Genomic DNA, 26658 nt, shown 5'->3' on the forward strand with positions numbered 1-26658 from the left:
GGCTCGCCCGGGAGGACGGACGTCGCCTGCGATCAGCCCCCGTTGATGAGACGCACAATCCGAGCCGTCGCGGCGTTCAGCTCACTGGTTCCCGCCAGGATCTCCGCGTTTGCCTTGATCATGAGTGTCGCGTTCGTGGTGGCGACGCCGGCCTTGCAGTCAGTGGCGGCCTGTCGGTACTTGTCGAGGGCAGCGGACCAATGGTGTTGCGCCTGCGCATCGGGGATCGGCGCGTAGGACTGCGCGCGAGAGACATCGGTGGAGAGGCTGGTGCAGTCGCTGCCGGCGACGGTGGGTTTGACGAATCCGTCGATGTTTCCCAGGTCGGAGGAGATCCAGTTGGCTTGGCCCTGGCCGCCGCCGTACCACCAACTGGAGACCTGGTCGCGGGTGCTGCTCGGGGTCGGCCGACCGGTACCGCCAATGACGACGCTTTTGGCCGTGACGCCGACGCTCGGGTTGCCGGTCACGGCGTGCGTCGGGCTGGGCGGCCCAGGCGTGCTGATGCTGGCGCAGCCGCCGAGCATGATCGCCGCAGCCAGGGTGGCCAGGAGGCCGGCGGGTGCGCGCATGGTGGATTCCCTTCGTGGTGATGCAGGGAGCGTGGCATCGACGACTGGGGCCGGTGAGGCCTGTGGTCGGATTGAGGCCGTACGGTGACCGATGGTTTTCGGGTTCTTCGCCGCCCGGTCGCGGAGGCACTGCCCATCTGGGAGACCGACGCAGCCGACCTGCGGCTCCACCGCCCGGACTGTCGGATGGCTACACGGTTGGCTGCGGTGCCGCCCTCGTGGGCTCTTCGGACGCCGACTTTCGGCGTCCCGCGGTGGAGTCCTTGGAGGTCACGTTCAACTGAGGCGAGGTCGACCCGCACACGCCCACGCTCACCGACGCTGAACCCGGCTCGGCGGTCGGGGAGACCCTTCCGTGGCCACTGAGACGCAGGTCACGGGCTCTTTGTGGCGTGACGCACCTTACCGGCGGTAACGCTTGCTCCTCGTGTGAGGACCGTGTGACGGTGCAGGAGGCAGGCGGACAGAGAGCCTGCCGGGAGCCTGGTGTTCCGGCGCACGACGCGCCGACCTGTCAACCACCGGATCGCTCCTCCTGCCTCGCTCGGGCAACGCCCGAACGCCATTGGATGCAGGGATCCTCGCGTATGCGACGCCGAGTGTCGGCGAACGCCTGGTTCCGTGCGGCCTGCGGCGTCCTGGGCAGTTCCGTCGACATTGGAGTGTCATGCGACACCGTGTGCGTCCTTCTTTCCTCCCCCGCCTGAACGAGCGTCTCGCCGCCGTGCGCCTGAACAAGCGCCTGGCCGCCGGCGTCGGGGCCGCCCTCCTCGTGAGCGGCGCCGCCACCGGCACCGCCGTGGCCCTGACCGGCAACGACTCGCACTCGGCGACCCAGGCTTCCGCCGTGGCCAGCACCCAGGCCGCCGCCCGCGCGGCCACCGACGCCGCCAACCGCTCCGAGCAGCGCGCCGCCCTGAACGCCAAGGCCGCCGCCGACGCCAAGGCCAAGGCCGACGCCGCCGCCAAGGCCAAGGCCGCCGCCGCCGCCAAGGCGAAGGCCCAAGCGCAGGCTGCCGCCGCCGCCAAGGCCAAGGCTGCCGCCGCCGCCAAGGCGAAGGCCCAGGCCGACGCCGCCGCACATGCCAAGGCCGCCCAGGCGAAGGCCCAGGCGCAGGCCGCCGCCCAGGCGAAGGCCCAGGCGCAGGCCGCTGCCAAGGCGGAGGCCCAGGCGCAGGCGCAGGCTGCTGCCAAGGCGGAGGCCCAGGCCCGGGCCGCTGCCGCCGCCAAGGCGAACGCCGCCGCCGCTGCTGCCGCCGCGACGCCGACCTACAGCAACGACCTCAGCGGCTGGATCGCCCAGGCCCAGGCCGTCCTGGCTGCCCACGGCGACCACGTCCCGCCGGCCGCCGCGATCGAGGCCCGCGCCATGACCGAGTCCTCCGGCAACCCGAGCGCGGTCAACAACTGGGACTCCAACGCCGTCGCGGGCACCCCGTCCAAGGGTCTGATGCAGGTCATCGACCCGACCTTCGCGACCTACGCACTGCCGGGTCACATGGACATCATGAACCCGGTCGACAACATCATCGCCGCGGTCCGCTACGCGAACGCCACCTACGGCGCCTTCGAGAACATCGCGTACGGCAAGAGCGGCTACTAACGGAGGTCAAGGAGACGCAGGTTCGTCTTCTGTCGTACTGACCGCGTTTTTCGCAGCTCGAAGGCCGTTTCCACCGAGAGGTGGGAACGGCCTTCCGCGTTGGAGGTCGCCATCCCGCTCACGGCGGGCGCCCTCGATCTGATGCGGGACTGTCCGAACTTCGATCAGAGACACCCGACGTTGCGCCATGCGATGATCACCTGAAGGCCACTCGGGGGAGGATCGTCATCGTGTCCATGCTTGGGATCGGCATCACCTACCTCGGGGGCCCCACCGCCCTGATCGAGACCGGTGGCCTGCGGCTGCTGGTGGACCCTACGTTCGACCCGCCCGGCGAATACCGGATCGGCTCACGAACCCTGACCAAGACCACGGGGCCCGCGCTGTCCGCGGCGCAGATCGGCAGCGTGGACGTGGTGCTGCTCTCCCACGACCAGCACCCCGACAACCTCGACCACGCAGGCCGCGCGTACCTGCTCCGCGCACCGCTCGCCCTGTCCACCCGCTCGGCCCAACAACGACTGGGCGGACCCGTCAGGGCATTGTCGAGCTGGGAGAGCCACGAGGCGGCACGCCCCGGGGGCGGCACGTTGCGGATCACTGCCGTGCCCGCCCTGCACGGGCCCGAGGGCTCCGAACCGCTCGTCGGGGAGGTCACCGGTTTTGTACTGGACGGCGACGGACTACCCGCTGTCTATGTGAGCGGGGACAACGCCTCGCTCCGTCTTGTCACCGAGATCGCGGAGCGGTTCGGCCCGATGGACGTGGCCGTGCTGTTCGCCGGCGCCGCGCGCACTCCGCTGGTCCCGGACGCCCCGCTGACCCTCACCAGCATGCAGGCCGCGCAGGCCGCGGAACGGCTCGCCGCCCGCCACGTCGTGCCTGTGCACTTCGAGCACTGGGCCCACTTCACACAGGACGCCGATACCCTGCGCGGCGCCTTCGCGACTGCTGGTCTCGCCAGCCGCCTCCACCTGCCCACACCCGGTGGTCGCATCCAGCTCTGAACCGATCTCCGTCAGTCGTGCGCACTACCGTCGGGGGCACAGCAGACCTTGGCAGCGGGAATGATACGGGCATGGATCCGGGCGAAGGACCACGCCCCAGCGGCTCCTTCAGCCGGTACCGCTCCCCTGCGAGGTGGGCTCGAAGCGTCCGATGCACGGGGCTTCGCGATGTAGGCACAGATGCTGATCGTGCTTCAGCTGCTGCTGCTGCGGCTGCGGCTGCGGCTGCGGCTGCGGCTGCGGCTGCCCAAGGTTCCCGGGGCCGCAGCCCGGCGGCACCGTTCCTGACGTTTCCTCTTGTGCCTCCTCCGGAATGGCGCCAACGGCACAGCTCGTTCGCGTAGCGGTCCTGCTCCATGCACGGACAACGCCGGTTGTGAACGGTCGGCGGCGACGTGGCCGCCACCTGGGTCGTCATCCGGTGGATCATCGACGCCCAGTCGGACGAGGCCCATCACCTGCGCATGCAGGCCTGCCGTGTCAGGCACAGCCTGATCTGCACGCCGTGTTCCTGAAGGGCGGCGGTCGGGTCCCGGTCGAGCTGTTCGATCGGCGCGTCGAGGTTGAACGCCAAGCCAGGGCGGCGTGTGCCGCGTCACACCCTCCAGGGCCGCCCAAGTTGTCTACGTCACAGCCAAAATGTCCTATTCGTGTGCATTCTCGAACGGGATCGCGACGTCGAAATGGCGCCCCTAGGCGCCCACTTGGGCGTGAACCCGCGCAGTGACCCAGGACACAGCAGACCTGACGTGCCCACCTGTCCCCCTGAAAAGGTGCCCCGTGATGACCGCTTACCTCTGTCCTCCCGCCGTGATCCACGGCGAGCACACCGTGCAGACCGACCAGATCGTCGCCGAGGTGCGCGACCGGCTTCCGCACGCGGCGTGGGAGCCGCGCATCGACGGCATCGCAGCCAGTACGGGCATCGGGTCCCGCGGGTGGATGCTGCCGCTGGAGGCCGCCGTCGCGCCCGGCAGAGACGGCGGCCTGCGGGCTGTAGGCGTCGGCCCAGCCCAAGAGGCCCTGGCACGGGACGGGTTCACCCAGCAGGAAGTGGACCGCGTCATCGCCGCACTCGAGGCACTACCCACGCCGCAGACCGTCCAGGAGCGCACCTCACCGGCCTGGGAAGCCGTGCGGTCCTACGGCGAACGTGCGGCGCGTGGGGCCCTGCAGATCGCCGGACTGGACCCCGCGGACGTCGACTGCCTGATCACCAGTCACTCCACCACCCCGGCGCTGCCGGGTCTGGACGTCGCGCTGGCCAACGAACTCTCGCTCCGCAACGACGTGATGCTGCTGCCGGCCACGCAGTGGGCGTGCATAGCAGGGACCCGCTCCCTGGCGCTGGCGGCGGATCTGGTCGCCGCAGACCCCGACCGGGTGGTCCTGGTCGTGATCTCGGAGGCGCTGAGCACGACCTACCAGCCCGCGGACGACACGCTGGAGTCCCTCATCGTCCGGTTGCTGTTCGCGGACACCGCGGTGGCCGCGGTGGTGACGGGCCGCCCGAGGCGCGAGTCGGTGCTGCGACTGGACTCCGCCTGGCACCACACGCTGCCCGGCACCCAGGATCTCCACCGCCTGGACACGCGGTCGGACGGCACCCACTTCGTGATGGACCGGCGCGGTCCGCGCGCCGTGCAGGAGACGGTCACCGCGATGTGGGAGTGGCTGCGCCTGCGCTACCGGGACGATCCGAAGTCCTGGCACCCCGATCTGCTGCTGGCGCACCCCGGCGGGACCCGGGTGCTGGAGTACATGGAGCAGACGATGCCCGACGCATGGCCGTCGGGACTGCTGGACTACAGTCGGGAGAGCTACACCAGCGGCAACCGGGGAGGCGCCGCCGTGTTCGACATCATGCGGCGGGCGCACGACGCCGGGCAGAGCCCGGGCAGTCGCGCCGTCCTGTTCGCGGCGGCACCGGGCCTCACGGCCACCGCCCTGGAAGGCGAGTGGCTGTAGCGCGGACCCGTGCGGCCCGTACGGGGACCTACGGCCGCAACCAGGTCACTTCGCGGCTTCCGCCCAGACCACCTTGCCGGTCTCCGTCCATCGCACCCCCCACCGGGTGGTGAGCTTGTGCACGACGTGCAGGCCACGGCCGCCCTCGTCGAGGAGGCCGCCGCGACCGAGACGCGGCCTGCCGTTGCCGGTGTCGCCCACCTCGTACAGCAGGCCGTGACCGGCCCTGCTCACCCGTACCGTGATGGGACCGGCGGCGAATCGCACCGCGTTCGTGACCAGCTCGCTGACCAGCAGCAGCGCGTTGTCCCGCGTGTCGTCCGCGGTGCCCCACTGCCGCAGCAGTGCGCAGACCTGCGCGCGGGCACGGGCGGGGGTGTCGTCGCGGGCAGGTAGCCGCCAGGTCGCGGTGTCCCCCTTGCGGTAGCCGATCATCCGTGCGAGCAGCAACGTCACGTCGTCGCGCTGGCGCGCGGGCGCCAGCGCGGAGACGACGCGCCGGGCCGCCTGTTGCAGGGGCTCCCAGGGGTGGATCGTGGACACGATGTCCGCCAGCCTGCCGATGCCCTCGTCGATCGACATGGCCGGGTCCTCCACCAGGCCGTCCGTGTAGAGCGCGAGCAGCGAGCCGGGGGGCGTGTCGAACGTGTGCACGCCGAACGGCTCCCGCAGTGCGAACTCGGCTCCGAGGCCGGGGTGCGGGAGGACCGGAAGCGGGCTCGCGCGCCCGTCCGGGGAGAGCAGGACGGGCGGGAGGTGGCCGGCGCTGGACACCGCCACCTGGTGGCTGACCGGGTCGTAGAGGGCGATGCAGCAGGTTGATCCCAGGGCGCTGTATCCGGCCGCCAGCCCAGACTCCGCGTCGTCCAACAGTGTCACCGTCTCGTCCAGGCGCTCCAGCACCTCGTCGGGCGCCAGCCCCGCGGACAGCAGCGCGCGGGCCTCCATGCTCAGCTGGCCCATGGCCGCCGCGGCTCCCAGACCGTGCCCGACGACGTCACCGACCACCAGCGCGTTACGGCCGTCCGGCAGCGGGAAGCTGTTCACCCAGTCGCCGCCGACGCCCGCGCTGTCGGGGGTGGCCGGCTGGTAGACGCTGGCGATCTCGATGGTGTCACCGCCCGTGCGGGGCAGCAGTCGCCGTTGCAGCGCCAGCACCTGCGTGTGCTCGCGCTGGTGCTGGCGGGCCAGGTCGACATGGTGGGCCGTCCTCGCCACCAGTTCCTGCAGGTCGAGCAGCTCGCTGTCGCGGAAGGGACGATCCGCCCGCCGCCAGACCTCCGCCACGCCCAGTACGACCGGCGGCGCGCCGTCCAGGACCAGCGGTATGCACGCCACACCGGCGGACCGGTCGGCGGGCACCAGGGCGCGCATCACTCGCGGACTGCCGAACACCTGCTCGAGCGCCTCCCGGTCGGGTACGACGATGGCCTGCGGCGCGTCGTCCCGCCGGACCGCCTGCGCCAGCAGGCGGCTCGCGTCGTTGGGAAGCTCGTCGCCCGGAGTCGCATAACCCTCGGGCCACGCCCGATCAGGCACCAGGGCCGCCCGCCGCAGCCGGATGTGCCCCTCCCCCTGCCCGGTGATTCCCTCGCCCGTCCACACGGCATAGTCGAGGTCGACAGCGGCCACGTCTCCCCAGGCCAGCAGGGACTGCGCCAGTGACTGCGCGGTCTCGCCGATGTCCAGCGAGGTGCCGATGGCGGTCTCGGCCGCGTACAGGTGCAGCCTCGTGGCCATGGCGATCAGGGAGACCGTCAGACCCTCCCGGGGCTCCGCGGCGGGCAGGATACTCATCGAGACCACCAGCTCCGACCCGTCGCCTCGGCGCAGGCGCTGGATGCGCGCGACGTGCGCTTCACCGGTCTCCAGTACCTGGCGCAACCGCCGCGTGACGGTCGGTACGTCCCCACGGGGCAGGAGATCGACGAAGGGACTCCCGACCCCGGCGTCCACACCCGCGAACACGGGGGCGTCCAGATTGCAGCGGGTGATACTCAGATCCCCGTCCAGACTGACCGCGCCGAGAATCTGGTCGTGACGGCCGTCCGCCGAGTTGCCGGGCAGACCTTCGCGTGTGGCGCGGTCACCCTGCGCCTGGGCAGGACCGGCGGCCGCTCCCGCTCCGCCGCGTGGGAGGCTGCGCTCCAGGGCGCTGCTGACCAGGTCGAACGGCGACGAGGACGAGGGAGAGGGTGTGGAGTCCATACGGCTCCCTCAGCAATCCCCGGCGCAGAGCCGGGACCGTGTTCCGAGCCGTGCGACGGGCCACGGAATGCCTGAACGCACATCTCATTCAATAACACGGGAAGCGGCTTGCCCACACCGGAGAATCGTGCTGCGCACGCGAACAGTGAACAGGTAGCCACCAGATCCCGTCCTGACCAGCGGCCGCGACGTGGGTCTGGCCAGTGGGACCGCCCGCCTACGGCCCCCGGCGCACCCGTGCCTCCGCAGTCCGGTACGCACAGACGCTGCACCGGATCACCGCCGTGGCCGCCACCCCGGCTTTCCAGGGCGGCGTGAACGTGACGGTGGCGACGGTCGACCGGACCGACGCCACCGGCAGTCATGCCGCGCAGGCGTCGGTCCCGGCCGCGACGCAGGCGGGCGACCCTGTGGTGATCTGGGTCGACCGGAACAACGTCCCGCAGGCGGCTCCGACCGCGGCCGGGGAGAGCGCGGGTAACGCCGCGGCGTACGCGGTGGCGATCTACGCCGGCTCCGCCACCCTCCTGGCCAGCGCCTACGCCTGTGCCCGGCATGCGATGAAACGGGCGTGTGGACCGGTCATGGGAGGAGGAATGGGCTCTGGTCGAGCCTCAGTGGAGCCGCTGGAACCGCCGGGGCTGAACCGTCATGGCCGAAGCGCTGGGGCGGGCCGGTGGGGCGGCTTCACGGGCCGAGGAGAAGGTGCTGGACGAGCACGGCGCCCACCGTCGCCGCCAGTGACCAGCCCAGGAGGCGGGCTCGCAGCGTCCCGTAGCGGGCGACGTACTCCCGCTGCATGGCGCGGCTTCGTTCGGCCAGGTGGCGGATGGAGTTCCGGGAGGCGTCCAGACGGTCGGCGGTGCAGACGCGGATCACTTCATCACGCTGGGCGGCGGTCAGCCGCGGGAGCTTCTCGGTGAAGCGGTGCGCGGCGGACCGTGCGTCCGTGGTCTCCGCCTGCCAGACCAGGAACAAGTGACATGGCAAGCCCTCCGGTTTCCGAACAAGGGCCGGCGCCGCAGCGACAGCATCGCTGACGTGCCACGGGGCGATCACTCGCATTGTCACTCGCGTCGGTTCCCGGTTCCCGGTGCCCGGCGAGCGCGGCCGGACCGACTCCGTTCGATCGACCCCCGCCGTCCTTCCGCCGTTCGGCCGACTGAGTCAGCGAAAGCTCCGACCCGCGAGGAGCCGGCGTGCAAAGGGCTGGAGACGAGCTTCGAAGCGAGACGAACGGTTGCCAGGAGCGACGCTCCTCCCCCATGGCGCTCCGCCCTCCCACGGACTGCAGCGACACCGTGCAGGAAGCCTCTCGCTTGAAGGGCCTGGTGCTTTCCGGCTCGCGCAGCAGTCTGACCTCCGGCATCGCCCCCCGGGCGTGCGTACCCCGCCCGGGTGCTTCAGGTCGACGCCACTGCGGGCGTATCGTCATGGCCATGGGCTTGCTTGACTCTTGGACGGAAGGCAGTCACACGGCCGACGGCATCACTCGTCCGACGTACCGTCAGGGCAGCGGGCCCGGCGTGATCGTCGTCCATGAGATTCCTGGGATCACGCCCGGGGTCGTCGGGTTCGCCGAGAAGGTGGTGGCCCGAGGGTTCACCGTGGTGCTGCCGTCGCTCTTCGGCCGCCCCGGGGGCCCGGCGAGTGTCGGGGAGTCGCTGCGCAGCATCGCCGGCATCTGCGTCAGCAAGGAGTTCAGCCTGTTCGCGCTCGGGCGGACGACGGGAGCCGCGCCATGGCTGAGGTCCCTCGCCCGGACGCTGCACGACGAGCTCGGCGGACCCGGCGTCGGGGCCGTCGGGATGTGCTTCACCGGCGGCTTCGCGCTCGCGATGCTCGCCGATGCGCCGATCGCGGCGCCGGTGCTGGCCCAGCCCGCGTCGCCCGCTCCTCTCGGCCGTGCCCGCGCGGCCGACCTCGGCCTCAGTCCGGCCGACCTCACCGCGGTGAAGGACAAGGTCTCCGCCGGATGCCAGGTACTCGGCCTCCGCTACGACCGCGACCCGGCAGTCGGCACGCGTTTCGACAGCCTTCGCAGGGAACTGGGCGACGGGTTCATCGCCGTGGAGTTCCCGGGGCGGCAGCACTCGACCCTCACCGAGCATCTGCAGCCCGAGGGCGTGGAGCGGGTGCTCGGCTTCCTCGAGGAGAAGCTGACGGCGGCGACCCGGTCCTGAACGCTAGGACGAACACTCGCACGTACTCGTCTCTGGATCGACGGCGCGCGGGCACAGCGCCGGCGGGTCACCGCACCGGCTCGTCGGACGACGGGCCGGCGAGTCCCAGCGCGCACACCGCGCCGAGCGCGCAGACGACGGCCGTCGCGCGGAAGATGTCGCTGTACTCGGTGTGCAGCGCCATGTGCAGCGCGTGCTGGTAGGTCGGCCAGGCCTGCGCGAAGCCGGCCGTGCCCGGAATGGGCATGTTCAGATGGGCCGTCAGCGTCCGGAAGCGGTGCAGCCCCCACGCCGACAGCGCGGCCACGCCGACCAGCATCCCGACGGTCCGGGCGATGACCACCGAGGCCGAGGCCGTGGTGTGCTGCGCCGGGTCCGTCGCGTCCAGCACCGCCCCCGCCGTCGGAGCGATCACCAGGCCCAGGCCCAGGCCCACGATCACGAGATCGGTCTGCACCATCGGCAGCGGGCCGAGGTGGGCGGTCAGCGCCGCCAGGGGCCAGGCCGCGATCAGGGCGTAGCCGCCGGCCGCCACCGTCATCCCGACCCCGGCGACGACCGAGTGCCCCAGTCGGCGCCCGGCCAACCCGCCGAGGACGGCGCCCGCCGGCAGAGCCGTCAGGAACCACATCAGCAGCAGCGCGCCCCCCACCGAGCTCTCGCCCAGAAGCGACTGCGCCACCAACTCCCCGTCCACCAGGGTGACCAGCAGCGCCACCCCGGCGCAGAAGCTGATCGCCGTCGCCGCGGCGAAAGGGCGCCGCCGGATCCGCCCGGTGTCGAGCAGGCGGACCTGGCTGCGGCGCTCCCACAGCACAAAGACCGCCAGCGCCACCGCACTGCCGAGCAGCATGGGCGGGCCCCAGCTCGGGAGTACCGACCGCTGCGGGTCCTGGTTGTCCAAGGCCGCCACCAGCAGCGCGAGCGCCGCCGCCAGCAGCAGGCCGCCGACCAGGTCCGTACGCGGCTTCCCGGCGTGATCGCCCGACTCGGGCGCCGCCTCCGCGGGCACGGTGGAAGCGGGCACGGTGAACCGGGTCACCGCCGCCGCGGCCAGCACGAGCGGGACGTTGACCCAGAACACCCCGCGCCAGCCCGTCAGCGCCGCAACGCCGGCCCCGTACAGCGGGCCCAGCACGCTCCCGAGCTCCTGTGCGGCGCCCACGGAGCCGAGCGCCACAGGTCTGGCCCGGCCGTGGAACAGGCGCGCGGTCAGCGCGAGCGAGACCGGCAGCAGCCCACCCGCGGCCGCGCCCTGCACCAGCCGCCCCGCGACCAGCAGGGGCAGGCTGTGGGCGCTCGCGGTGAGCGCCGAGCCGACCGCGAAGACGACGAGGCAGCACTGCAGCACGCGCCGCGGCCCGAACCGGTCCGCGGTCTGTCCCAGCAGCGGCATGGCGGCGACGTAGCCGAGCAGGTACGCCGTGACGATCGCCGTGGCCCGCTCCAGATGGTTGAGCGGGATGCCGAGCTCGTCGGTGATCGGGTTCAGCAGGGTGACGATGACGTACGCATCCAGCGAACCGAGCAGGGTGACCACGCCGGTGACGCCGAGGACGGCGTGCCGCCGGGCGGGCGCCGCCGTTCCGGCGTCGTCGACGACCGTCACGACGACGGGGCGGTGATCGCGGCCGGTGCGTCGAAGTCGGAGAACGAGGCCGTCACCGAGCCGCTGCCCCCCGACGCGGTCTGCACCGGGAAGGAGACCTTCACGAGCTGCGACGAGGAGACCGTGAGCCACAGGTCTCCCTGCTCGCTCTGCGAGTCTCCGGGCACCAGCGTGGCCAGCACCGACTGCGCCAGCAGTGCCTTCACGTGGTAGACCGCCTGCCCGTCCAACGTCTCCCGATCCACGGTCCGGGCGGCGGTCGCCGTCCGGAGCAGCTTCACGACGCCCTTGTCGGGGTCCAGGATCGCCTCGGGGTCGTAGAGCGAGGCGGCGACCGCGAGCGGGACCTTGCTGTAGCCGCCCGTCGCACCCTTGATGTAGGCGGTGGAGCCGACGATGACGAAGTCGATCTCCACCAGCGTGCCGCTCTCCGACACGGACGCGTGGCCCTGCGCGTTCCCGGCCCGGGTCAGCTGCCCGGTGGCGCTGCGCAGCGCCAGACCCGCGATCTGGCCGCTCGCATCGATCGAGAACCGCAACGACCGCACCGCGGTCATCGCCGTCGCGCCACTGCTCAGCAGTTGCCCCGCCGCCGGAAGGTTGCTTGTCTCCGTGCTGCCGCCGCCACCGCTGGAGCAGGCGGCGAGCGGGAGCGCGAGGACGACCATGACGGCCGCCAGGGTCCTGGGGGTTCGCATAGTCGGATGCTAGAGGCGGTGCGCGGTCAGCGGCAGTGGTTGCGCAGCACTGGAGCACGTGAACTGACGGGACATCACCCGCGGTGCCGGATCGCAGCCGACAGGTCAGGAGCTTTCCCGGAGCACCAGGCGGGTCGGCAGGATGAGCGGGGTGGGCTCCTCGCCCTCGATCAGGGCCAGGAGCATGCGCGCCATCTCCCGGCCCAGCTGCCGTACCGGCTGCTGAACCGTTGTCAGCTGCGGTGTGGTCAGTCGGGCGACCGGCGCATCGTCGAAGCCCACCACCGACACGTCCGCAGGCACGCTGCGGCCTGCTTCGCGCAGTGCGCGCAGCGCGCCCGCGGCCATGTTGTCGTTCGCGGCGAAGATGGCGTCGAGCTCGGGATGGAGTTCGAGCAGCCGTTGCGTGGCGGCATGGCCGCCGGGCTCGGTGAAGTCGGCCTCGGCGGTCCGCGAGGCGTCCAGCCCGGCCACCGCCAGTGCCTCGCGGTAGCCGTGCAGGCGCTGGACGGCGACGTCCGTGTCGAGCATGCCTGTGACGGTGGCGAGGCGACGGCGGCCCCGGGCGATCAGGTGCTCGGCCGCGAGCCTCGCGCCGCCGCGGTTGTCGGCATCGGCGTACCACCGGGGCTCACCGTCGAGTGGGCGGCCGCCGTAGACGACGGGAATGTCGAGCTTGCCCGCGAGGCGGTCCAGTGGGTCGTCTCCGTGCAGGGCGAGCAGCATCAGGCCGTCCGCGCGACGGGAGCGAAGGATGCGTTCGAGTCGGGAGCGGCCGTGGACCGAGTCGGCCAGCACCAGCATCAGCACCAGGTCGGTACGTTCCAGGGCAGCGCTGACGCCGACGATGATCTGGGCGAAGAAGGGATCGGCGAACAGCTCGGGGTCGTGGTGCGAGACGGCGAGGACCACCGCGCCCGCCTGCTGGGTGGCCAGTGCCCGCGCGGTGGGGTTGGGGACGTAGTCCAGTTCTCGCACGGCGCGCGCCACCGCCTCGCGGGTGGCTCGACTGACGTTACCGCTGCTGTTGATCGCGCGGGAGGCGGCCGCGCGGGAGACGCCGGCAACGCGCGCGACCTCGTCGAGCGTGGGACGGCGCTTCTGCGGTGTGGTCACGGCCAGATGCTACCCGCGGCGGCAGAAGAACTGGAAGCGCTTCCACTTCGGTGTTCAACTTGTTGACACACAACGGGCATGGACCCACTATTTCGCACGGGTTCTGAAGGGAATCCAGTTCTGGAAGCGCTTCCACTTGCTCGCCTTCACCCACGAAGGAGTCACCTTGCAACCTCGCAGCCACCGGGGGCCGTTGGCCGCCGCCACAGCACTGGTCCTCGGCGTCGGCCTGTCGCTGCTCGCACCGGGCACGGCCTCGGCCTCCCCCACGTCCCGCGCGCTGACTCCTGGCACCCGGTTCTTCGTGCCGCCACCTGTCGCCGGCGCGGTACAGCAGATCACGGGGCTGGTGAAGTCCGGCGACCTCAAGGACGCCGAGCTGCTGGCCGGGATGGAGGCCGTCCCGTCTGCCGTGTGGCTCACCGGCGGGACACCCGCACAGGTGGGCAATCAGGTGCGGACCACCCTGGCCGAGGCGGCGGCGGAGCAGGCCGAGCCGGTGTTCGTCGTCTACGACATCCCCGGACGCGACTGCTCCGAGTACTCCGCTGGCGGGGCCGCCGACCAGGCGGCGTACGAGGGCTGGATCGACGCGGTGGCATCGGCCGTCGGCAGGGCTCACGCCGTGCTCCTGGTCGAGCCGGACGCCCTGGGCAACGAGCCCTCCGACTGCAATCTCCCGGTCAGCGCCTACCCCCACTCCGATGACGAGCGCACCGCCGAAGTCGGGTACGCGGCCGCTGCCCTGGAGAAGGACCCGAACGCCCGCGTCTACCTGGACGGCACCAACCCGCACTGGCAGGCCGTCGGCACCATCACTCGGCGGCTGCTCTCCGCCGGCGTCCTGGGGACCCAGGGCTTCTTCCTGAACGTCTCGAACTTCCGCACCAACGCCGAGTCGCAGGACTACGGATCGTGGATCTCCGACTGCATCGCCATGACCAGCGACAGCTCGCACTGGGCCTTCGGTCACCCCGAGTACTGTGCCAGCCAGTACTATCCGGCCACCGTCGACGACTTCAGCACATGGGGCCGGACCTCGGCCTGGTACGACCAGAACCTGGGAGGCGCGGTGCCCACCACCCACTACGTGGTCGACACCAGCCGCAACGGTCAACCGGTCAACACCATGGCCCAGTACGGCGCCGCACCGTACAACCAGAGCGCGGCCACCGTGGCCACGCTGATGCAGGGCAATTGGTGCAATCCGACCGACGCGGGCCTCGGCGTCCGTCCGACGGCGAACACCGGGGTGCCCTTGCTCGACGCCGACCTGTGGGTGAAGACCCCGGGCGAGTCGGACGGCGGGTGCGACGCCCTGGGCGGCGTGCGAGCCTGGGACTACGGCGCTTACTCCCTGCCGGGATGGCCGACCGACGCGGCTTCACAGGCGCAGTTCGACCCCCTGTGGGGTCAGGTGGACCCGGCGGCGGGAGCGTGGTTCCCCGCGCAGGCGCTCCAGTTGGCGCGCCTCGCGTCGCCGAGGCTGGGCTGAGCCGAGGGACGCGCACGCACCTGCCGCGGCGTCCCGTCCCGGGGCGCCGCACCCGGTGTCCTGATCGGCGGGCGTCAGGGCGCGGACCAGTTGTTCGCCTGATCATGCGGAACAGGCCGTGCCACGGTGCCGGCCTGGCCCGCGCGGGTGACACGGGTCTGGAGGATGAGATCGCGCGGCTCGGTGAAGCCGAGGCCGCGGTAGAGCGCCTCGCCGCCGGAGGTGGCGGCCAGGCGCACCGTCGTCGCGGCCGTCTCTTCGGCGAACCAGTCCAGCAGAGCCCCCATGCACGCACGGGCGAGTCCGCGGCCGCGGAAGTCCGGTGACGTGACGACGTTGGCGATCTCGCCGCGCCGGCCGCTGCGGTTGCGGGGGCTCGGGGCGTGGTCGTCGACGGTGCCGACGGCACAGCTGACCACCCCGTGGGCAGGCAGTGCGGCGACGAACGCGGCGAAGGTGTCCGTCTGCTCCATGCGGCGGGCGAACCAGGCGGCGGCGTCACCTCGCCAGCTGGGATCGGCGTCGACGTCCTCACCCATCTCCGTCATCATCAGTGCACGGAGCTCGACCAGGCGGCCGACGTCTGCCGGGTCGGCGCGCCGGATCAGAACGCGGTCATCGGTGTCGGTCACGGCAGTCTCCTTCTCCGGCTGCGAGTACGGTGCGCAGCGCCTGTCGGAACCGGCAGGCGCGAGACCGGGTGCGGTCGGTTCACCGGTCGTCGGTTACCTGCTCCGCCGCATCCGACGGGGTCTTTCCTTGGCCTTCGTGGGTGGCGGCGGTCTCGACCGCCTGCACCAGCCGCATGGAGCGCTTGAGCCCCTCGCGGTCGGGCATGGCGCAGATGCCGGTCAGGATCAGTTCCAACCGGACGACCAGGTCGGCGAAGAGGGACGGGGCATCGGCGGGTCGGTCGGGCGCGGCCCAGCGCCACAGCGCGTCGAAGTAGGCGGCACGGATCAACTCCCCCGCTGTCTGCGCGCCGACATCGTCGCGGATCTCGCCGGACCGCTGTCCCTCCTCGATGACGAGGGCGAACTGGCTTGCCAGCGCCCGCTCCTCCAGAACCGGTCCGCCCCATTTCACCCAGGCCAGGGTGTAGACCCGGCCGGCTGCCGGCGATCGTTCGTAGGAGTCCGCCATCACCCGCATGATCAGGACCAACCGCGCGGTCGCGGGCTGCTCCAGGAAGGCCCGGTCGGTGAGCGCCTGGGCGATCTCCTCGCGGCGGAGGACGCTCCAGGCGTGGATGAAGTCCTCCTTGCGCGGGAAGTGATTGAAGACCGTTTGACGGGCGACGGCCGCGGCTCGGGCGATGTCGTCGTAGGTCGTCTCCTCGAATCCCCGTGCGACGAAGAGTTCGGTCGCCACCCTCAGCAGACGTTCGCGGGTGTCGATCTTGCGTTGCTCCCGCGGCGCCGGTGCATCGCGCTCGCCACTCATGCGCCTCCCCCATCGCTCTCGATTCGACCGGACTGTTGCCAGTCATACTCTAGTGAGTGTACTAGAGTCCATCGAATGGAGAGAGCTGTGCGCAAACCTGGCATGGGAAGCCACGGGGCGAATACACTCGGATGTACTCCAGTACAGAAAGTGCTTGCAGGTTGGGCCGACTCAGCGGAACGACGCGGCTGCTCCACCACCGGACGGCCCGATCCACACCGACGAAGGAGAACACCGATGACAACGCACACCCAGCGCAAGGTCGCCGTCGTGACCGGAGGGTCACGCGGCATCGGCCGGGGCTGCGTGGAACGGCTCGCCGAGGACGGGTTCGCTGTCGTCGTCGGCTACGCCACCAATGCGGCCGAGGCGGGTGACGCCGTCGCCGCGGTCACGGCACGCGGGGGCGAGGCCCTGGCGGTGAGCGCCGACGTGGGCGACGAGAGCGCGGTCGCGGCCCTGTTCGACGCAGCCGAGGAAGCATTCGGCGGTATCGACGCGGTCGTCCACGCGGCCGCCCGCATGACCCTGGCGCCGCTGGCAGACTTCGACCTCAAGGAACTCGACGAGATGCTGCGGATCAACGTCCGCGGTACCTACCTCGTGGGCCAGCAGGCCGCACGCCGGCTGCGTCCCGGCGGCTCGCTCGTCAACTTCTCCTCCTCAGTCATCGGGCGCGCCCTGCCGAACTACACCGGCTACGCCGGGAGCAAGGGAGCGGTGGAGGCGATGACCTTCATCCTCGCCCACGAACTGCGCGGCCGTGAGATCAACGTCAACGCGATCGCCCCCGGCCCGACCGGCACGGCGATGTTCCTTGAGGGCAAGACGAAGGAGCAGATCGAGTTCTTCACCAAGGCGGCGCCCCTGGAACGACTCGGTACGCCCTCCGACATCGCCCAGGCGGTCGCCTTCCTCACCAGCCCCGCGGGGCACTGGGTGAACGGGCAGACGATCAGGGTCAACGGCGGGCTCCACTGAGTCGCGAGGCAAGGGGCAGGGCAGGCCGGCCGCAGGGTCGTCCCCGTCCGCCTCACCGACCGGGACCTGTCAGCGGGGACTCGATGGTGAGCCGCAGCTCCGAGTCCATCGCCTCCGCGAGACGCGCCACCATGTCCATGGTCGGATTCAGACGCCCGGATTCGATCCTGGAAACGACGGACTGCGCCGTTCCTGCTGCCTCGGCGAGCTGCGGCTGGGACCAGTTCAGCTCCTCGCGACGCCTGCGGATCAAGCGACCGACGTTCACAACGGACCCGCGTCGTCGTACAACGGTAGATCCGAGGTGTCGATGCGGAGCTGCCCGATGGGGATCGTGTCACCGAAGGCGTAGGTGACCTGGTTGTCGTAGACCCGCCGCCCGTTCTTGGCGACGATCTGCCAGAGGTGGCGGGCGGTGCCGTTACGCGGGTCGACGATGAGGTAATCGGGAATGCCCATGGCTGCGTAGTCGGCGACCTTCTTCACGTAGTCGTTGTCCGGATTGGACCCTGACACGATCTCCACGGCCAGGGAGATCTCCCTAGGGTCGAGCGGGCTGGTGGTGTTCATCGCCTCTTCGGCGACGACCACGATGTCGGGGATCCGGAGCTTGCCCAGGTGCTCGTCGTCGGTATCGGTGCTCTCGAACGCCGCCAGCGGAGCCGGCGGCTGGGCGTCGAGCTGGCGGACGATCCGTTTCGCCACGAGGCCGTGCTGCGGCACCGGGCGCATCATCATGACGATCTCGCCGTCACTGATCTCCCCGAAGCGCCCCGTCTCGGCAGCGAGGTGGTCCCGCAGGTCTCGCAGGTGCCGGTAGATCTGCTCCGTCGTCTCCACGCCCAAACCGTAGATGACTTATACGTCATATTCGGATGAACCCGCCGCCGAGCCAGGTTCGCGGGCGTCTCGGGCGTCGGTCCAGCGCACCGACCCCGCCGGGTCTTCTGTCGTGAGTCCGGCCCGGTCTCCGCGACCACGGGTGTGACCCGACAGCGTGTCAGTTCCCGGGCGGACGTCGGTCCGAGCCGCGTGATCCATAGTGGGAGCAAAGCGGCCTCACCCTGCTGGGGCTCCTCCACGAGAGCGGAGACCGTCATGGACGACCGTTCCGACACGACACCCGGCCGACGGGCACTCGGTGGTCATCCTGCAAGCGTCGACGGCTATGGCTTGACGCTTGTGGCCGGCCCGCAGACCGGCGACGGCCGGGTGACTGTCCAGCGCGGGTGAGCGCCACGTCCGGGTCCGAGGTGGCCGGGGAGGAGCAGCGGGCCGGCTGGTTCGAGCTGTTCTTCGACCTGGTTTTCGTGGTGATCGTGAGTGTGCTGGCCACAGGACTGCACGGCGACCCCGGGCCCGGCGCCTTCGGCACGTTCCTGGTGCTGTTCTTCCCGGCCTGGTGGGCCTGGGTCAATCTGATGCTGACTGTGAACATGTTCGGCTCGGCGGGGGCCCGAATCCAGGCGATGCTCGTCGGCGCGATGCCCGGTCTCGGATTGATGGCGGCTGCCGGACCGGCCGGGCTGGGCAGCCGGGCGTGGGCGTACGCGCTCGGTGCGGCCTGGGTGCGGCTGGCGTACTTCCTGCTGTGGTGGGGCCGCGTGCGCAGTGGCGCGGTGGCCGTGCCGCTGTGGCGGCCGGTGGTGTACGGGCTGGTCACGGCCGGGCTGTGGGCCGCTTCGGCCGCACTGCCCGCCCCGGAGCGGTTCGTGCTGTGGGGTGTGGCGATCGCCCTGGAGGTGGTGCTGCTGGTGATCCGGGGCGAGCCTGAGCGCAGCCTGGTGCACAGCCTGCTCTCCATCGAGCACATGGTCGAGCGGATCGGCGGCTTCGTGGTGATCGTGCTCGGCGAGAGCGTCTTCACCATCGTGGTGTCCCTGACCGGGCACTTCACCGAGGCGTCGGCCCTGGCCGCTTTGTTGGGCTTCCTGGTGGTCGCCCAGCTCGGCGCGGTGTTCTTCGTGTGGGGCACCGCCGCCGCGGCCCGCGGCCTGTCCCAGGCCCAGCTCGGGGGCGCGCTGGAGGCGATCCGCGACAGCGTGATGTACCTGCCGTTCCTCCTGGTCACCGGTATCACCGCGCTCGCCGCGGCGCTGGGCACGGCCGTCGCCGCACCGGGGCATGTGCTCCCGACCGGCGCGTGCTGGGGGCTGTGCGGTGGCGTGCTCGCCTTCTACAGCGCCAACGCCGCGATCTCGCTGCGCTTCGGCGACCAGGTGCGGACCGTGCTGGGCTGGTACCTGCCCTGCCTCCCGCTGGTCCTCGGCGTCCTGCTGCCCGCCGCCCTGCTCTGGCCGGCCTGGGCGGCGGTAGCCGTCGCGGCCGGTCTGGTGTTGGGCTTGACCGAGCTGGTCAAGCTGCGCAGGGCCAAGGCCAGGCGAGCGTTGGTTGCGCCCTGATGACGGACTCCCTGGTGCGGTACAGACGCCAGTCGTTCCAGGGTCGATGGCACCGCGTCAGGCCCGGCGCTCGATGGACGCCGAGCCGGGCTCACCGTCACGCCCGCCTCGACCACGCCGACCCGGAGTTTGCTCCCCTTTCGCGGAGTGGCGATCTCGTCGCCGTCGCTCGCCTTCTATGGTCGAAGAACTGCCTACCACCGGGGGAGCGCACCGATGACCCGAACCAGGACCACCCTCGACGACGTCCTCGACGAGCTGCGGCGGCGCCGAGCCGAGTTCCACGAGCAGCGGTTCGTGTCGGCCGACTTCGTCGCCCGGCTGAAGGAGATCGGCGTCTACCGGGCGGCGACACCGCGGCGCTTCGGTGGCGACCCGATGCGGCCAGCCGACTTCCTGCGCTTGGTCGAGAGGATCTCCACGGTCGACGGATCGGCCGGCTGGGTTGCCGCCTTCGGCTGCCAGACCACCTACCTCGGGTCGCTGCCGCTGGAGTCGCTCGAGGAGATCTACGCCGACGGCCCGGACGTCGTCTTCGCCGGTGCGCTCCATCCCGTGCAGGAGGCCCGCCGGACGGCGGACGGCTTCTCCGTCAGCGGACGGTGGAAGTTCGGCAGCGGCTGCAAGGCCGCCGAGGTGCTCTGTGTCGGCATCCCCGGCGACGACTCGACGGACGGCAAGCCGCGGGGGGCAGTGGTGCGGCCCGCGGACGTCACGATCGTGGAGGACTGGGACGTCATCGGTATGAGGGCGACGGGCTCCTTCGACCTGGTCCTCGACGAGGTGCCGGTGCTGGAGCGGCGCACCTTCATCAGGGGCGGCGCGCCGACCATCGACGAGCCGGTCTACCGCTACCCCCCGATCGCCTACGCGGCCCAGGCGCTGTCCGTCGTCTCCGCCGGCGTCGCCCGGGCCGCGCTCGACTTCGCCGAGGAGACCGGTGCCGGGCGTGTCGGGATCACCGCGGCGCCCCGGCTCGCCGACCGGGCGTACTACCGCGCGGGCGTCGCCGAGGCCGAGGCGATGCTGCGATCCGCGCGCGCCTACTTCTTCGAGGCCGCGGAGGAGGCGTGGGACAGCGTGGCCGACGGAGCGGCCGTGCGGGACGACCTCAACGCCCACCTGCGGCTCTCGGCGGCCCATCTCGCCCGCACTTCCGCCGAGGTGGTCACGAAGGTGGTCGGCCTGTCCGGCACCGCGCCGATCTTCACCGGCCACCCCCTGCAGGAACTGCTCGGCGATGCCCTCGTGCCACAGTCGCACGCCTTCCTCGGTCCGATGATGTACGACGCAGCGGGCGCGGTGCTGATGGGCCTTCCTGCCACGGTGCCGGCTTTCCGCTGACGGCGCGGCCGGCACTCTTGGGTCCGATTGGGCCTGGACGCTGTTCGTCGGTCCCGGGCCCCGCAGATCCCGGCCCACACCCCCGCGACGGACGACCGGGAAGTCACAACCGCCTACGCCGTGCCGGACTGCTCGCAACGCCGGCGAGTAGCCACCGGCAGTCTGTGCCGCGACCGCTCGGCTGCCCTGGGGCTTGGGGCTGCCAGTCACTTCGCATGCACATCTGTCCGAGCGGCAGGGCATTGCGGAGGCTCGCAGCCTGCGGTTGCGTCACGTCCGGATGGTCGACCGCCGCCTACACCTCCACGTTCGAGCCCATGATCACCGTTCGGTCCTGCGGCAGCTGGAAGTAGGTGGCCGCGGCCGAGGTGATGTGGGAGGTCGCGATGAACAGACGCTTTTGCCACTTGGGCATCGTCCGCTCCGCGCCGGGCGTCAGCTCGATCTTGGAGAGGAAGTAGGTGCAGGTATCCACGTCGATGCGGCCCTCGGTCTGTTCCTCGGTGAGGAGGGCCAGCGCGGCCGGGACGTTCGGGGTCTCGATGTAGCCGAACCTCGCGGTCACCTGGATGATCCCGTCCCCGCCGCTGCCGAGCGCGTCGACGACCATCCGTTCCTCCGGACGGATCCTCGGGACGGGCTCGGTGCGGATCGCCACGACCGCGAGGTGCTCGTGGCGCACGTGGTTGTGCTCGACGTTGGCCCGTAGCGCGAGTGGCACCGTCGTGGAGGAGCGGTTGAGGAAGATCGCCGTGCCCGGAACGACCCGTACGACCTTGTCGGACTCCATCTTGTCGACGAAGGGTCGCAGCGGGCCCTCCAGCCGCTCGCGGTTCTCGGAGACGATGTCACGGCCGCGGCGCCAGGTGGTCATGATCGCGAAGGCGATCAGGCCGATCAGCAGCGGCAGCCACGCACCATGGACGATCTTCGTCAGGTTGGCGGCGAGGAACATCAGGTCCCCCGAAAGGAGCACGGCGCCGCCGACGAAGATCCACGGCAGGGGGATCTTCCACCGCTGCCGGGCGACGTAGAGGAAGAGCACGGTGGAGATGGTGATCGTCGCCGTGACCGCCATCCCGTAGGCGAAGGTGAGTCGCGCCGAGGACTGGAAGGCGAAGATCAGGCCGAGCACGGAGACCATCAGCAGCCAGTTGATCCACGGGACGTAGATCTGTCCGATCGTCTTCTCGGACGTGTGGGCGATCCGCAGGCGCGGCAGGTAGCCGAGCTGTGCGGCCTGGGACGCGACCGAGAAGGCGCCGCTGATGACCGACTGCGAGGCGATGACGGTCGCGACGGTGGACAGCACGACGAGCGCGACCCGGGCCCAGCCAGGGGCCAGCAGGAAGAACGGACCGCTGATGTTCGCCGGGTCCTTGAGGACGAGGGCGGCTTGGCCGAAGTAGCTCAGCGTCAGCATCGGGAGCACCAGGAAGGTCCAGGACCGGCTGATCGAGCGGCGGCCGAAGTGGCCCATGTCCGCGTAGAGCGCCTCCGCGCCGGTGAAGGAGAGGACGACCGCCGCGAGCGCGAAGAACGCGATGTCGAAGTGGTGGAACACGAAGCCGAGTGCGTACGTGGGAGACAGCGCGCGCAGGATGGCCGGCTCGTCGACGATGCCGCTGACCCCGAGCGCACCGATGACAAGGAACCAGACGACCATGACGGGCCCGAACAACTTGCCCACGGCCTCGGTGCCGCGCTTCTGACCCAGGAACAGCAGCACGGCGATGACTGTCGTGATCGGAATGACCAGGTCGTGCAGGCTCGGATCGACAATCTTGAGGCCCTCGACCGCGGACAGCATCGACATGGCCGGGGTGATCATGCTGTCACCCAGGAACAGCGCGGCGCCGAAGATGCCGAGCGCGGAGAGCCACACCGCGGTGCGCTTGCCCTGCTTGGACAGTTTCTGCTGCAGCAGCGTGATCAGGGCCATGATGCCGCCCTCGCCGTCGTTGTCGGCGCGCATCGCGAGGGACACGTAGGTGACGGAGACGACCATGATGATCGACCAGAAGACCAGCGAGACGACGCCGTAGACGTTGGCGGTGTTCACCGGCACCGGGTGCGGATCGGTCGGGTCGAACACCGTCGCCATCGTGTAGATGGGGCTCGTGCCGATGTCGCCGAAGACGACACCCAGAGCGCCGACCATCAGACCCAGCCGTACGGTGTCGCGCGCGGCGCCCGAGGCGGCGTGCGAGCTCTGGTCGGTGCCGTTCTCCGCGTTGATCGCTCTCACCTGGACCCGTCACAGTTCGGTCGCCCGGAGACCGGATGACGACGACGATTTCCATATAAGCAGCTCGAGGGGCATCTGGCCGGACGACAGGCGGCCGCCACCCACGCCGGCGTGGATCCTCTGCTGCGTCACCGCAGGGCTCCACCTCGGCAGGCACTCCCCCGCGAGGACGGCCATCCGGGCGCGCCGGGCAGCACGCGTCGCTCGAGGAGGCCAGGCGCTGGTGGCCGGGAGGGGCCGCTCGCGTCGCGACCAGGTTGCCAAGTGGGCAGGCGGAGAGCATCACGGAGAGTGGCCATCGTCCCGGCGGTCCATAACCGTCTCCGGCCGGCGTCAGGCGCCGCAGGCGCATCCGGCGGCGGTCGCCTCGGCGCCCTGACCGGCGCAGCAGGCGTCGCCGGTCAGGGCGGGGGCCTTGCCGAGGTTCTCGGCGTCGGCCTTGACGACGTAGACCTCCCAGGGCTCCCTGCCGGGGCCGTGGACCCACACCTTGTCCTGGAGGGCGCAGCAGCAGGAGGTGTCGTTCTCCTCGAAGGTGGCCAGGCCCGCGTCCTTGAGGCGGGTCGTCGCCGCGATGACGTCGTCGGTCGTGGCGACCTCGACGCCGAGGTGGTCCAGACGGGTCTCCTGGCCCGGCTCGCCCTCGATGAGCACGAGCTTGAGCGGCGGCTCAATGACGGCGAAGTTGGCGTAGCCGGGGCGGCGCTTGGCGGGCTCGGTGCCGAAGAGCTTGGAGTAGAACGCCACCGACGCGTCGAGGTCGGCGACGTTGAGGGCGAGCTGGACGCGGGACATGGCGAACCTCCACGGAGCGGAATCGGCTTGCTTCGATGTCTGTCGATGCAGCTTCGAGCTTGCTCCGTTGGATCGACGGATGTCAACATAGACACATGTCGAAATCAGAGCTCGCGGTCATCGACCAGAGCGCCGACGCGTGCTGCTCGCCGATGGTCCGCGAGCCGCTGGACGAGGCCGCAGCCGCATCGCGGGCGACGTCGCAGGGCGAACTGTCGACGTCGAGTGTCAGCATCGTGTCGAGCGCCTGCCAGACACCGCCACTCCCGCGCTCGTACCACGGCCACAGGTTGTGGCGGGTGCGCCGGGCGTGGACGTTGACGCGGCTGCCGCTCTCGGCCGCCGAGGGCGCGCCGATCCGCCGTGCAGAAGTGGACACCGGGGACGATGCGGTTGGCGTCACGATCCGACGGTCATACCGGTGAGCGCCTGTCAGCGCTCCGATGGTCAAGCCTCCGAAAGCCCCCGACTCGCACGCCTGGCACCAGGTCGCGAGGCGCGAAAGACCCCGCGTGCGCGCACTTTTCGCCGGCCGAAGGGCTGAAGGCTGTGATCGCCGAACTCGGCCAGTAATTCGGCGTTGCATCGAAGTTCGGCACCGAGAGTGCTGCTAACGTGCAGCCATGAATTACCGACTCGTTCGATTTGAGCTGGGCCCTGACACTCTTTCATCGGCCGAGACGATCTTCGATGACCTCGTGCCGGCGATCAAATCGCAGGATGGCTGCCATAGTGTTGTCGCGTTCGGCGATGGCGCGACAGGGAAATACGGCTTCGCGGTGATCTGGGAATCGGAGCAGGCGAGCGAGGCTGCGAAAATGGTCATCGGACCGAAGCTCTCGAAGCACTTGGCCGATCATAATGCTTCCGGATATCCGTTCAGCTCCGAGTTGTTGGCTATCCTGGCCGGCATGTGAGCTGCTGAACTTGATTGGGTGAAGTCGGTGCCGCCGTTCGCCTGACAGCCGGTCATCGACACCAACGGCCCTGGGGTGTGAGGTACGCGCAGGGCGGCGGGCTGATTGACGCCGAGAGAACCACGCGGGAGCGGCTACGGCTCCAGGCCGTGGAACGCTTCCAGGTCGGAGGGAAGGCTGGGCAGCGGTCCTGGGGCCTCGGGCACGAGAGTCTCGACGGGCGCCATGGCGCGGGGTTTCGAGTCGGACGCCACGGGGCTTCCTGCGTCACGCCGCAGCGGGCGCGAAGGGGAGCAGTTCCTCGTGGTCCTTGCTGACCACGCCGTAGGTGGCCTCCGGGACCTCGATCCAGGCGCCGGGCAGATCGCCGACCGGCTCGGAGACCACGAGGCGCGCATCGTCGGCCACCTCGCGCAGGACGGCCCGGTCGGGGTACATCTCTCGGAGCTGCGGGACGCTGCGGTTGAAGTACAGCGATCTGCTCCGACCCGCGCTCGAATACCGGAATGCCCACAGGGACTCGCCGTTGCTGGTCGCGATCGTCCCCTGGAAGGGGAACTGGTGCCCGTGCTCGCGTCCGCGCGCCTCGACGAACCCGATGGTGCGCGCGACAGCGCCCGGAGGGTCGTCTTCGAGGCCGAAGGTGAGCGCCAGGTAGAACATCAGCTCGGTGTCGGTCGTGCCGCTGATGTGCAGATACAGCGTGGGGTCGACCGCGAAGGCGAGATCTCGCTTGATGTCGCTGAGCCCGTCGATGAAGCCGTTGTGCATCCACAGCCAGCGCTTGTACCGGAACGGGTGGCAGTTGGTCTGCTGGACGGACGACCCGATGGCGGCCCGGATGTGTGCGAAGAACAGCGGGGATCGGGTGTGCGCCGACAACTCGCGCAGGTTCGTGTCGTTCCACGCCGGCTCGGTGCTGCGGAACACGCCCGGCGTGTCGGAGACGTCGTCGTACCAGCCGATCCCGAAGCCGTCGCCATTGGTGGTCTCGGCTCCGAGCTTGGAGTGCAGGCTCTGATCGATGAGCGAGTGCACCGGTGTGTAGAGCACATCCGTCAGCCGGAGGGGAGCGCCCCAGTAGGCGAGCCATCGGCACATGGTCGACCTCCTTCGGACGTAACCGCCCGCCGTGTGCCTTCGACGCAGGACCACCGGCGGACGCCAGGCACTACATGAATTATCGACCAGCCCCGGGAGCCACGCAGAGCGAGAGCCGGCATCTCGACGGCCCGGCGCCCGCCTGGCGGCGCGTCGTTCGCACCGGTGACGAGCGCCTCGCACGGCCGCGCCGAGGCTCGACGGCGCGAGCGCAACAGCTCAGGCCATGCTTTCCGGGCTGCCCGCGTAGCTGAGGAGCGCCCACACGATGAAGATGTCGATCGCGATGATCACCAAGCTCCAGACCGGCAGGTAGACCAGGAACAGGAAGCTGGCGACGATGCTCAGACTGGCCAGCCAGATCCCCAGCGTCCGCCCCCAGGAGGCATCCCTCAGCACGCCCACCCCGGCAACCACCGACAGCACCCCCAGCGCCAGGTGGATCCAGCCCCACGCCGTGAGGTTGAACTTGTAGGCGTACTTCCCGACGCTCGCATAGATCGAGTCCCCGGCGACCGCCGCGATGCCCTGCAGGACTGCCAGGACTCCGACGACCAACAAGAGCACCGCGGCGAACCGCATCCCGCCGCGGACAGGAGAAGCCGACGCAGAACGGACCGGCGTGGAAGGCACAGCCATGACATGCTCGCTCTCGTGGCGGGGCCGGCACACGGGCGGCCATCTGTTCATCCAAAGGTAGGCATCGGCGGGCGGCTCAGCTCGACGGGCAGCCCGATCGGGCGAACTCGAGGCGGGCGGCCCTGTCCCGCCCGGTGGCGGGCCCGGGGAAGACCCGGCTCGTCCCGCACCGACCTCACCGGTCCGCAACGGGAACCCGGTGACCCGTCCGCGGCTGTGTGCCGAGCCGCTGACTGCTCTGCATCACACGTCACGAAATCGGTGGTCGACCGAGGAGAATTCCCACCCGCTCGCGCCGACAAGCCGCATAGTTTGCCGGCGTTTCAGGC

24 protein-coding genes are annotated in these 26658 nt (G+C 70.5%); 9 read left to right on the forward strand and 15 right to left on the reverse strand.

Annotation, left to right across the window (positions count from 1 at the left end):
* Positions 1-32: 32 nt before the first annotated feature.
* Positions 33-572, reverse strand: a complete 540-nt coding sequence (locus tag BS83_RS26915) for a hypothetical protein (protein WP_037606086.1) — start codon at positions 570-572, stop codon at positions 33-35.
* Positions 573-1239: 667 nt separating this feature from the next.
* Between BS83_RS26915 and BS83_RS26920 the strand changes: the two genes are divergently transcribed.
* The 3 genes from BS83_RS26920 to BS83_RS26930 all read left to right on the forward strand — a co-directional run bounded on the left by BS83_RS26920 (position 1240) and on the right by BS83_RS26930 (position 5150).
* Positions 1240-2175 (forward strand): lytic transglycosylase domain-containing protein, encoded by a 936-nt coding sequence (locus BS83_RS26920; RefSeq protein ID WP_157597334.1) that lies wholly within the window; start codon positions 1240-1242, stop codon positions 2173-2175.
* 236 nt (positions 2176-2411) lie between these two features.
* Positions 2412-3182 (forward strand): MBL fold metallo-hydrolase, encoded by a 771-nt coding sequence (locus BS83_RS26925; protein WP_037609927.1) that lies wholly within the window; start codon positions 2412-2414, stop codon positions 3180-3182.
* A 783-nt stretch (positions 3183-3965) separates the two neighbouring features.
* Positions 3966-5150 (forward strand): beta-ketoacyl-[acyl-carrier-protein] synthase family protein, encoded by a 1185-nt coding sequence (locus tag BS83_RS26930; protein WP_051944041.1) that lies wholly within the window; start codon positions 3966-3968, stop codon positions 5148-5150.
* A 45-nt stretch (positions 5151-5195) separates the two neighbouring features.
* Here the strand turns inward: BS83_RS26930 and BS83_RS26935 are convergent, their stop codons facing one another.
* A complete protein-coding gene (locus tag BS83_RS26935) occupies positions 5196-7358 on the reverse strand; it encodes an ATP-binding SpoIIE family protein phosphatase (protein ID WP_037606087.1) in 2163 nt (720 codons plus the stop codon).
* A gap of 687 nt (positions 7359-8045) precedes the next feature.
* Positions 8046-8348 carry a hypothetical protein gene (locus BS83_RS26940; protein ID WP_037606088.1) on the reverse strand — a complete coding sequence of 101 codons (303 nt, stop codon included), beginning with the start codon at positions 8346-8348 and terminating at the stop codon, positions 8046-8048.
* 449 nt (positions 8349-8797) lie between these two features.
* Here BS83_RS26940 and BS83_RS26945 point away from each other — a divergent pair, with 449 nt between their 5' ends.
* Complete coding sequence (locus BS83_RS26945) at positions 8798-9541, forward strand: dienelactone hydrolase family protein (protein WP_037609929.1); 744 nt, start codon at positions 8798-8800, stop codon at positions 9539-9541.
* Positions 9542-9608: 67 nt separating this feature from the next.
* Here the strand turns inward: BS83_RS26945 and BS83_RS26950 are convergent, their stop codons facing one another.
* The 3 genes from BS83_RS26950 to BS83_RS26960 all read right to left on the reverse strand — a co-directional run bounded on the left by BS83_RS26950 (position 9609) and on the right by BS83_RS26960 (position 12970).
* Positions 9609-11150: an MFS transporter gene (locus tag BS83_RS26950; RefSeq protein ID WP_084714126.1), complete on the reverse strand. Its 1542-nt coding sequence runs from the start codon at positions 11148-11150 to the stop codon at positions 9609-9611.
* Entirely contained in the window at positions 11147-11848 is a 702-nt protein-coding gene (locus tag BS83_RS26955; protein WP_084714128.1) for an LppX_LprAFG lipoprotein, read from the reverse strand. Before BS83_RS26955 ends, BS83_RS26950 begins: the two co-directional genes overlap by 4 nt.
* 105 nt (positions 11849-11953) lie before the next feature.
* On the reverse strand, positions 11954-12970 hold the full coding sequence (locus BS83_RS26960) for a LacI family DNA-binding transcriptional regulator (protein ID WP_037606089.1): 1017 nt from the start codon (positions 12968-12970) through the stop codon (positions 11954-11956).
* Between the two features lie 160 nt (positions 12971-13130).
* Between BS83_RS26960 and BS83_RS26965 the strand changes: the two genes are divergently transcribed.
* A complete protein-coding gene (locus tag BS83_RS26965) occupies positions 13131-14459 on the forward strand; it encodes a glycoside hydrolase family 6 protein (RefSeq protein WP_037609932.1) in 1329 nt (442 codons plus the stop codon).
* A gap of 74 nt (positions 14460-14533) precedes the next feature.
* Here BS83_RS26965 and BS83_RS26970 read toward each other — a convergent pair whose 3' ends face one another.
* Complete coding sequence (locus BS83_RS26970; RefSeq protein ID WP_063774237.1) at positions 14534-15091, reverse strand: GNAT family N-acetyltransferase; 558 nt, start codon at positions 15089-15091, stop codon at positions 14534-14536.
* 79 nt (positions 15092-15170) lie between these two features.
* On the reverse strand, positions 15171-15902 hold the full coding sequence (locus BS83_RS26975; protein WP_051944049.1) for a TetR/AcrR family transcriptional regulator: 732 nt from the start codon (positions 15900-15902) through the stop codon (positions 15171-15173).
* Between the two features lie 237 nt (positions 15903-16139).
* Between BS83_RS26975 and BS83_RS26980 the strand changes: the two genes are divergently transcribed.
* Entirely contained in the window at positions 16140-16883 is a 744-nt protein-coding gene (locus tag BS83_RS26980) for an SDR family oxidoreductase (RefSeq protein WP_037606090.1), read from the forward strand.
* Between the two features lie 52 nt (positions 16884-16935).
* Here the strand turns inward: BS83_RS26980 and BS83_RS26985 are convergent, their stop codons facing one another.
* The gene (locus BS83_RS26985) at positions 16936-17136 is read right to left on the reverse strand and encodes a helix-turn-helix domain-containing protein (RefSeq protein ID WP_198035307.1); all 201 of its coding nucleotides are present in this window, start codon (positions 17134-17136) and stop codon (positions 16936-16938) included.
* 11 nt (positions 17137-17147) lie between these two features.
* Positions 17148-17723, reverse strand: coding sequence for a Uma2 family endonuclease (locus BS83_RS26990; protein ID WP_084714131.1), 576 nt, complete (start codon positions 17721-17723; stop codon positions 17148-17150).
* Positions 17724-18112: 389 nt separating this feature from the next.
* On the opposite strand from BS83_RS26990, the gene BS83_RS26995 reads away from it, so the two are divergent.
* Together BS83_RS26995 and BS83_RS27000 are read left to right on the forward strand one after the other, a co-directional pair.
* Positions 18113-19285 carry a low temperature requirement protein A gene (locus BS83_RS26995; RefSeq protein ID WP_037606093.1) on the forward strand — a complete coding sequence of 391 codons (1173 nt, stop codon included), beginning with the start codon at positions 18113-18115 and terminating at the stop codon, positions 19283-19285.
* 216 nt (positions 19286-19501) lie between these two features.
* Positions 19502-20629, forward strand: a complete 1128-nt coding sequence (locus tag BS83_RS27000; protein ID WP_037606094.1) for an acyl-CoA dehydrogenase family protein — start codon at positions 19502-19504, stop codon at positions 20627-20629.
* Positions 20630-20924: 295 nt separating this feature from the next.
* On the opposite strand, the gene BS83_RS27005 is transcribed toward BS83_RS27000, so the two are convergent.
* From BS83_RS27005 to BS83_RS45755, 3 genes are all read right to left on the reverse strand, one after another.
* A complete protein-coding gene (locus BS83_RS27005) occupies positions 20925-22877 on the reverse strand; it encodes a potassium transporter Kup (protein WP_232248500.1) in 1953 nt (650 codons plus the stop codon).
* A gap of 333 nt (positions 22878-23210) precedes the next feature.
* Positions 23211-23672: an ArsI/CadI family heavy metal resistance metalloenzyme gene (locus BS83_RS27010; RefSeq protein ID WP_037606095.1), complete on the reverse strand. Its 462-nt coding sequence runs from the start codon at positions 23670-23672 to the stop codon at positions 23211-23213.
* 82 nt (positions 23673-23754) lie between these two features.
* Positions 23755-24075 (reverse strand): hypothetical protein, encoded by a 321-nt coding sequence (locus BS83_RS45755; protein ID WP_157597335.1) that lies wholly within the window; start codon positions 24073-24075, stop codon positions 23755-23757.
* A 220-nt stretch (positions 24076-24295) separates the two neighbouring features.
* Here BS83_RS45755 and BS83_RS27020 point away from each other — a divergent pair, with 220 nt between their 5' ends.
* Positions 24296-24589, forward strand: a complete 294-nt coding sequence (locus BS83_RS27020) for a hypothetical protein (RefSeq protein WP_037606097.1) — start codon at positions 24296-24298, stop codon at positions 24587-24589.
* Between the two features lie 267 nt (positions 24590-24856).
* On the opposite strand, the gene BS83_RS27025 is transcribed toward BS83_RS27020, so the two are convergent.
* Both BS83_RS27025 and BS83_RS27030 read right to left on the reverse strand, forming a co-directional pair.
* Positions 24857-25690 carry a class II glutamine amidotransferase gene (locus BS83_RS27025; protein WP_037606098.1) on the reverse strand — a complete coding sequence of 278 codons (834 nt, stop codon included), beginning with the start codon at positions 25688-25690 and terminating at the stop codon, positions 24857-24859.
* A gap of 219 nt (positions 25691-25909) precedes the next feature.
* A complete protein-coding gene (locus BS83_RS27030; RefSeq protein WP_037609936.1) occupies positions 25910-26329 on the reverse strand; it encodes a DUF7144 family membrane protein in 420 nt (139 codons plus the stop codon).
* Between the last annotated feature and the right edge of the window lie 329 nt (positions 26330-26658).

The sequence above is a fragment of the Streptacidiphilus rugosus AM-16 genome, assembly GCF_000744655.1.
GTDB classification, from domain to species: domain Bacteria; phylum Actinomycetota; class Actinomycetes; order Streptomycetales; family Streptomycetaceae; genus Streptacidiphilus; species Streptacidiphilus rugosus.

Excerpts from the sequence above, each read along its gene's own strand:
- BS83_RS26915 (WP_037606086.1), bottom strand. The coding sequence starts at position 572 with ATGCGCGCACCCGCCGGCCTCCTGGCCACCCTGGCTGCGGCGATCATG.
- BS83_RS26920 (WP_157597334.1), top strand. The coding sequence starts at position 1,240 with ATGCGACACCGTGTGCGTCCTTCTTTCCTCCCCCGCCTGAACGAGCGT.
- BS83_RS26925 (WP_037609927.1), top strand. The coding sequence starts at position 2,412 with ATGCTTGGGATCGGCATCACCTACCTCGGGGGCCCCACCGCCCTGATC.
- BS83_RS26930 (WP_051944041.1), top strand. The coding sequence starts at position 3,966 with ATGACCGCTTACCTCTGTCCTCCCGCCGTGATCCACGGCGAGCACACC.
- BS83_RS26935 (WP_037606087.1), bottom strand. The coding sequence starts at position 7,358 with ATGGACTCCACACCCTCTCCCTCGTCCTCGTCGCCGTTCGACCTGGTC.
- BS83_RS26945 (WP_037609929.1), top strand. The coding sequence starts at position 8,798 with ATGGGCTTGCTTGACTCTTGGACGGAAGGCAGTCACACGGCCGACGGC.
- BS83_RS26955 (WP_084714128.1), bottom strand. The coding sequence starts at position 11,848 with ATGCGAACCCCCAGGACCCTGGCGGCCGTCATGGTCGTCCTCGCGCTC.
- BS83_RS26975 (WP_051944049.1), bottom strand. The coding sequence starts at position 15,902 with ATGAGTGGCGAGCGCGATGCACCGGCGCCGCGGGAGCAACGCAAGATC.
- BS83_RS26980 (WP_037606090.1), top strand. The coding sequence starts at position 16,140 with ATGACAACGCACACCCAGCGCAAGGTCGCCGTCGTGACCGGAGGGTCA.
- BS83_RS27000 (WP_037606094.1), top strand. The coding sequence starts at position 19,502 with ATGACCCGAACCAGGACCACCCTCGACGACGTCCTCGACGAGCTGCGG.
- BS83_RS27010 (WP_037606095.1), bottom strand. The coding sequence starts at position 23,672 with ATGTCCCGCGTCCAGCTCGCCCTCAACGTCGCCGACCTCGACGCGTCG.
- BS83_RS27020 (WP_037606097.1), top strand. The coding sequence starts at position 24,296 with ATGAATTACCGACTCGTTCGATTTGAGCTGGGCCCTGACACTCTTTCA.
- BS83_RS27025 (WP_037606098.1), bottom strand. The coding sequence starts at position 25,690 with ATGTGCCGATGGCTCGCCTACTGGGGCGCTCCCCTCCGGCTGACGGAT.
- BS83_RS27030 (WP_037609936.1), bottom strand. The coding sequence starts at position 26,329 with ATGGCTGTGCCTTCCACGCCGGTCCGTTCTGCGTCGGCTTCTCCTGTC.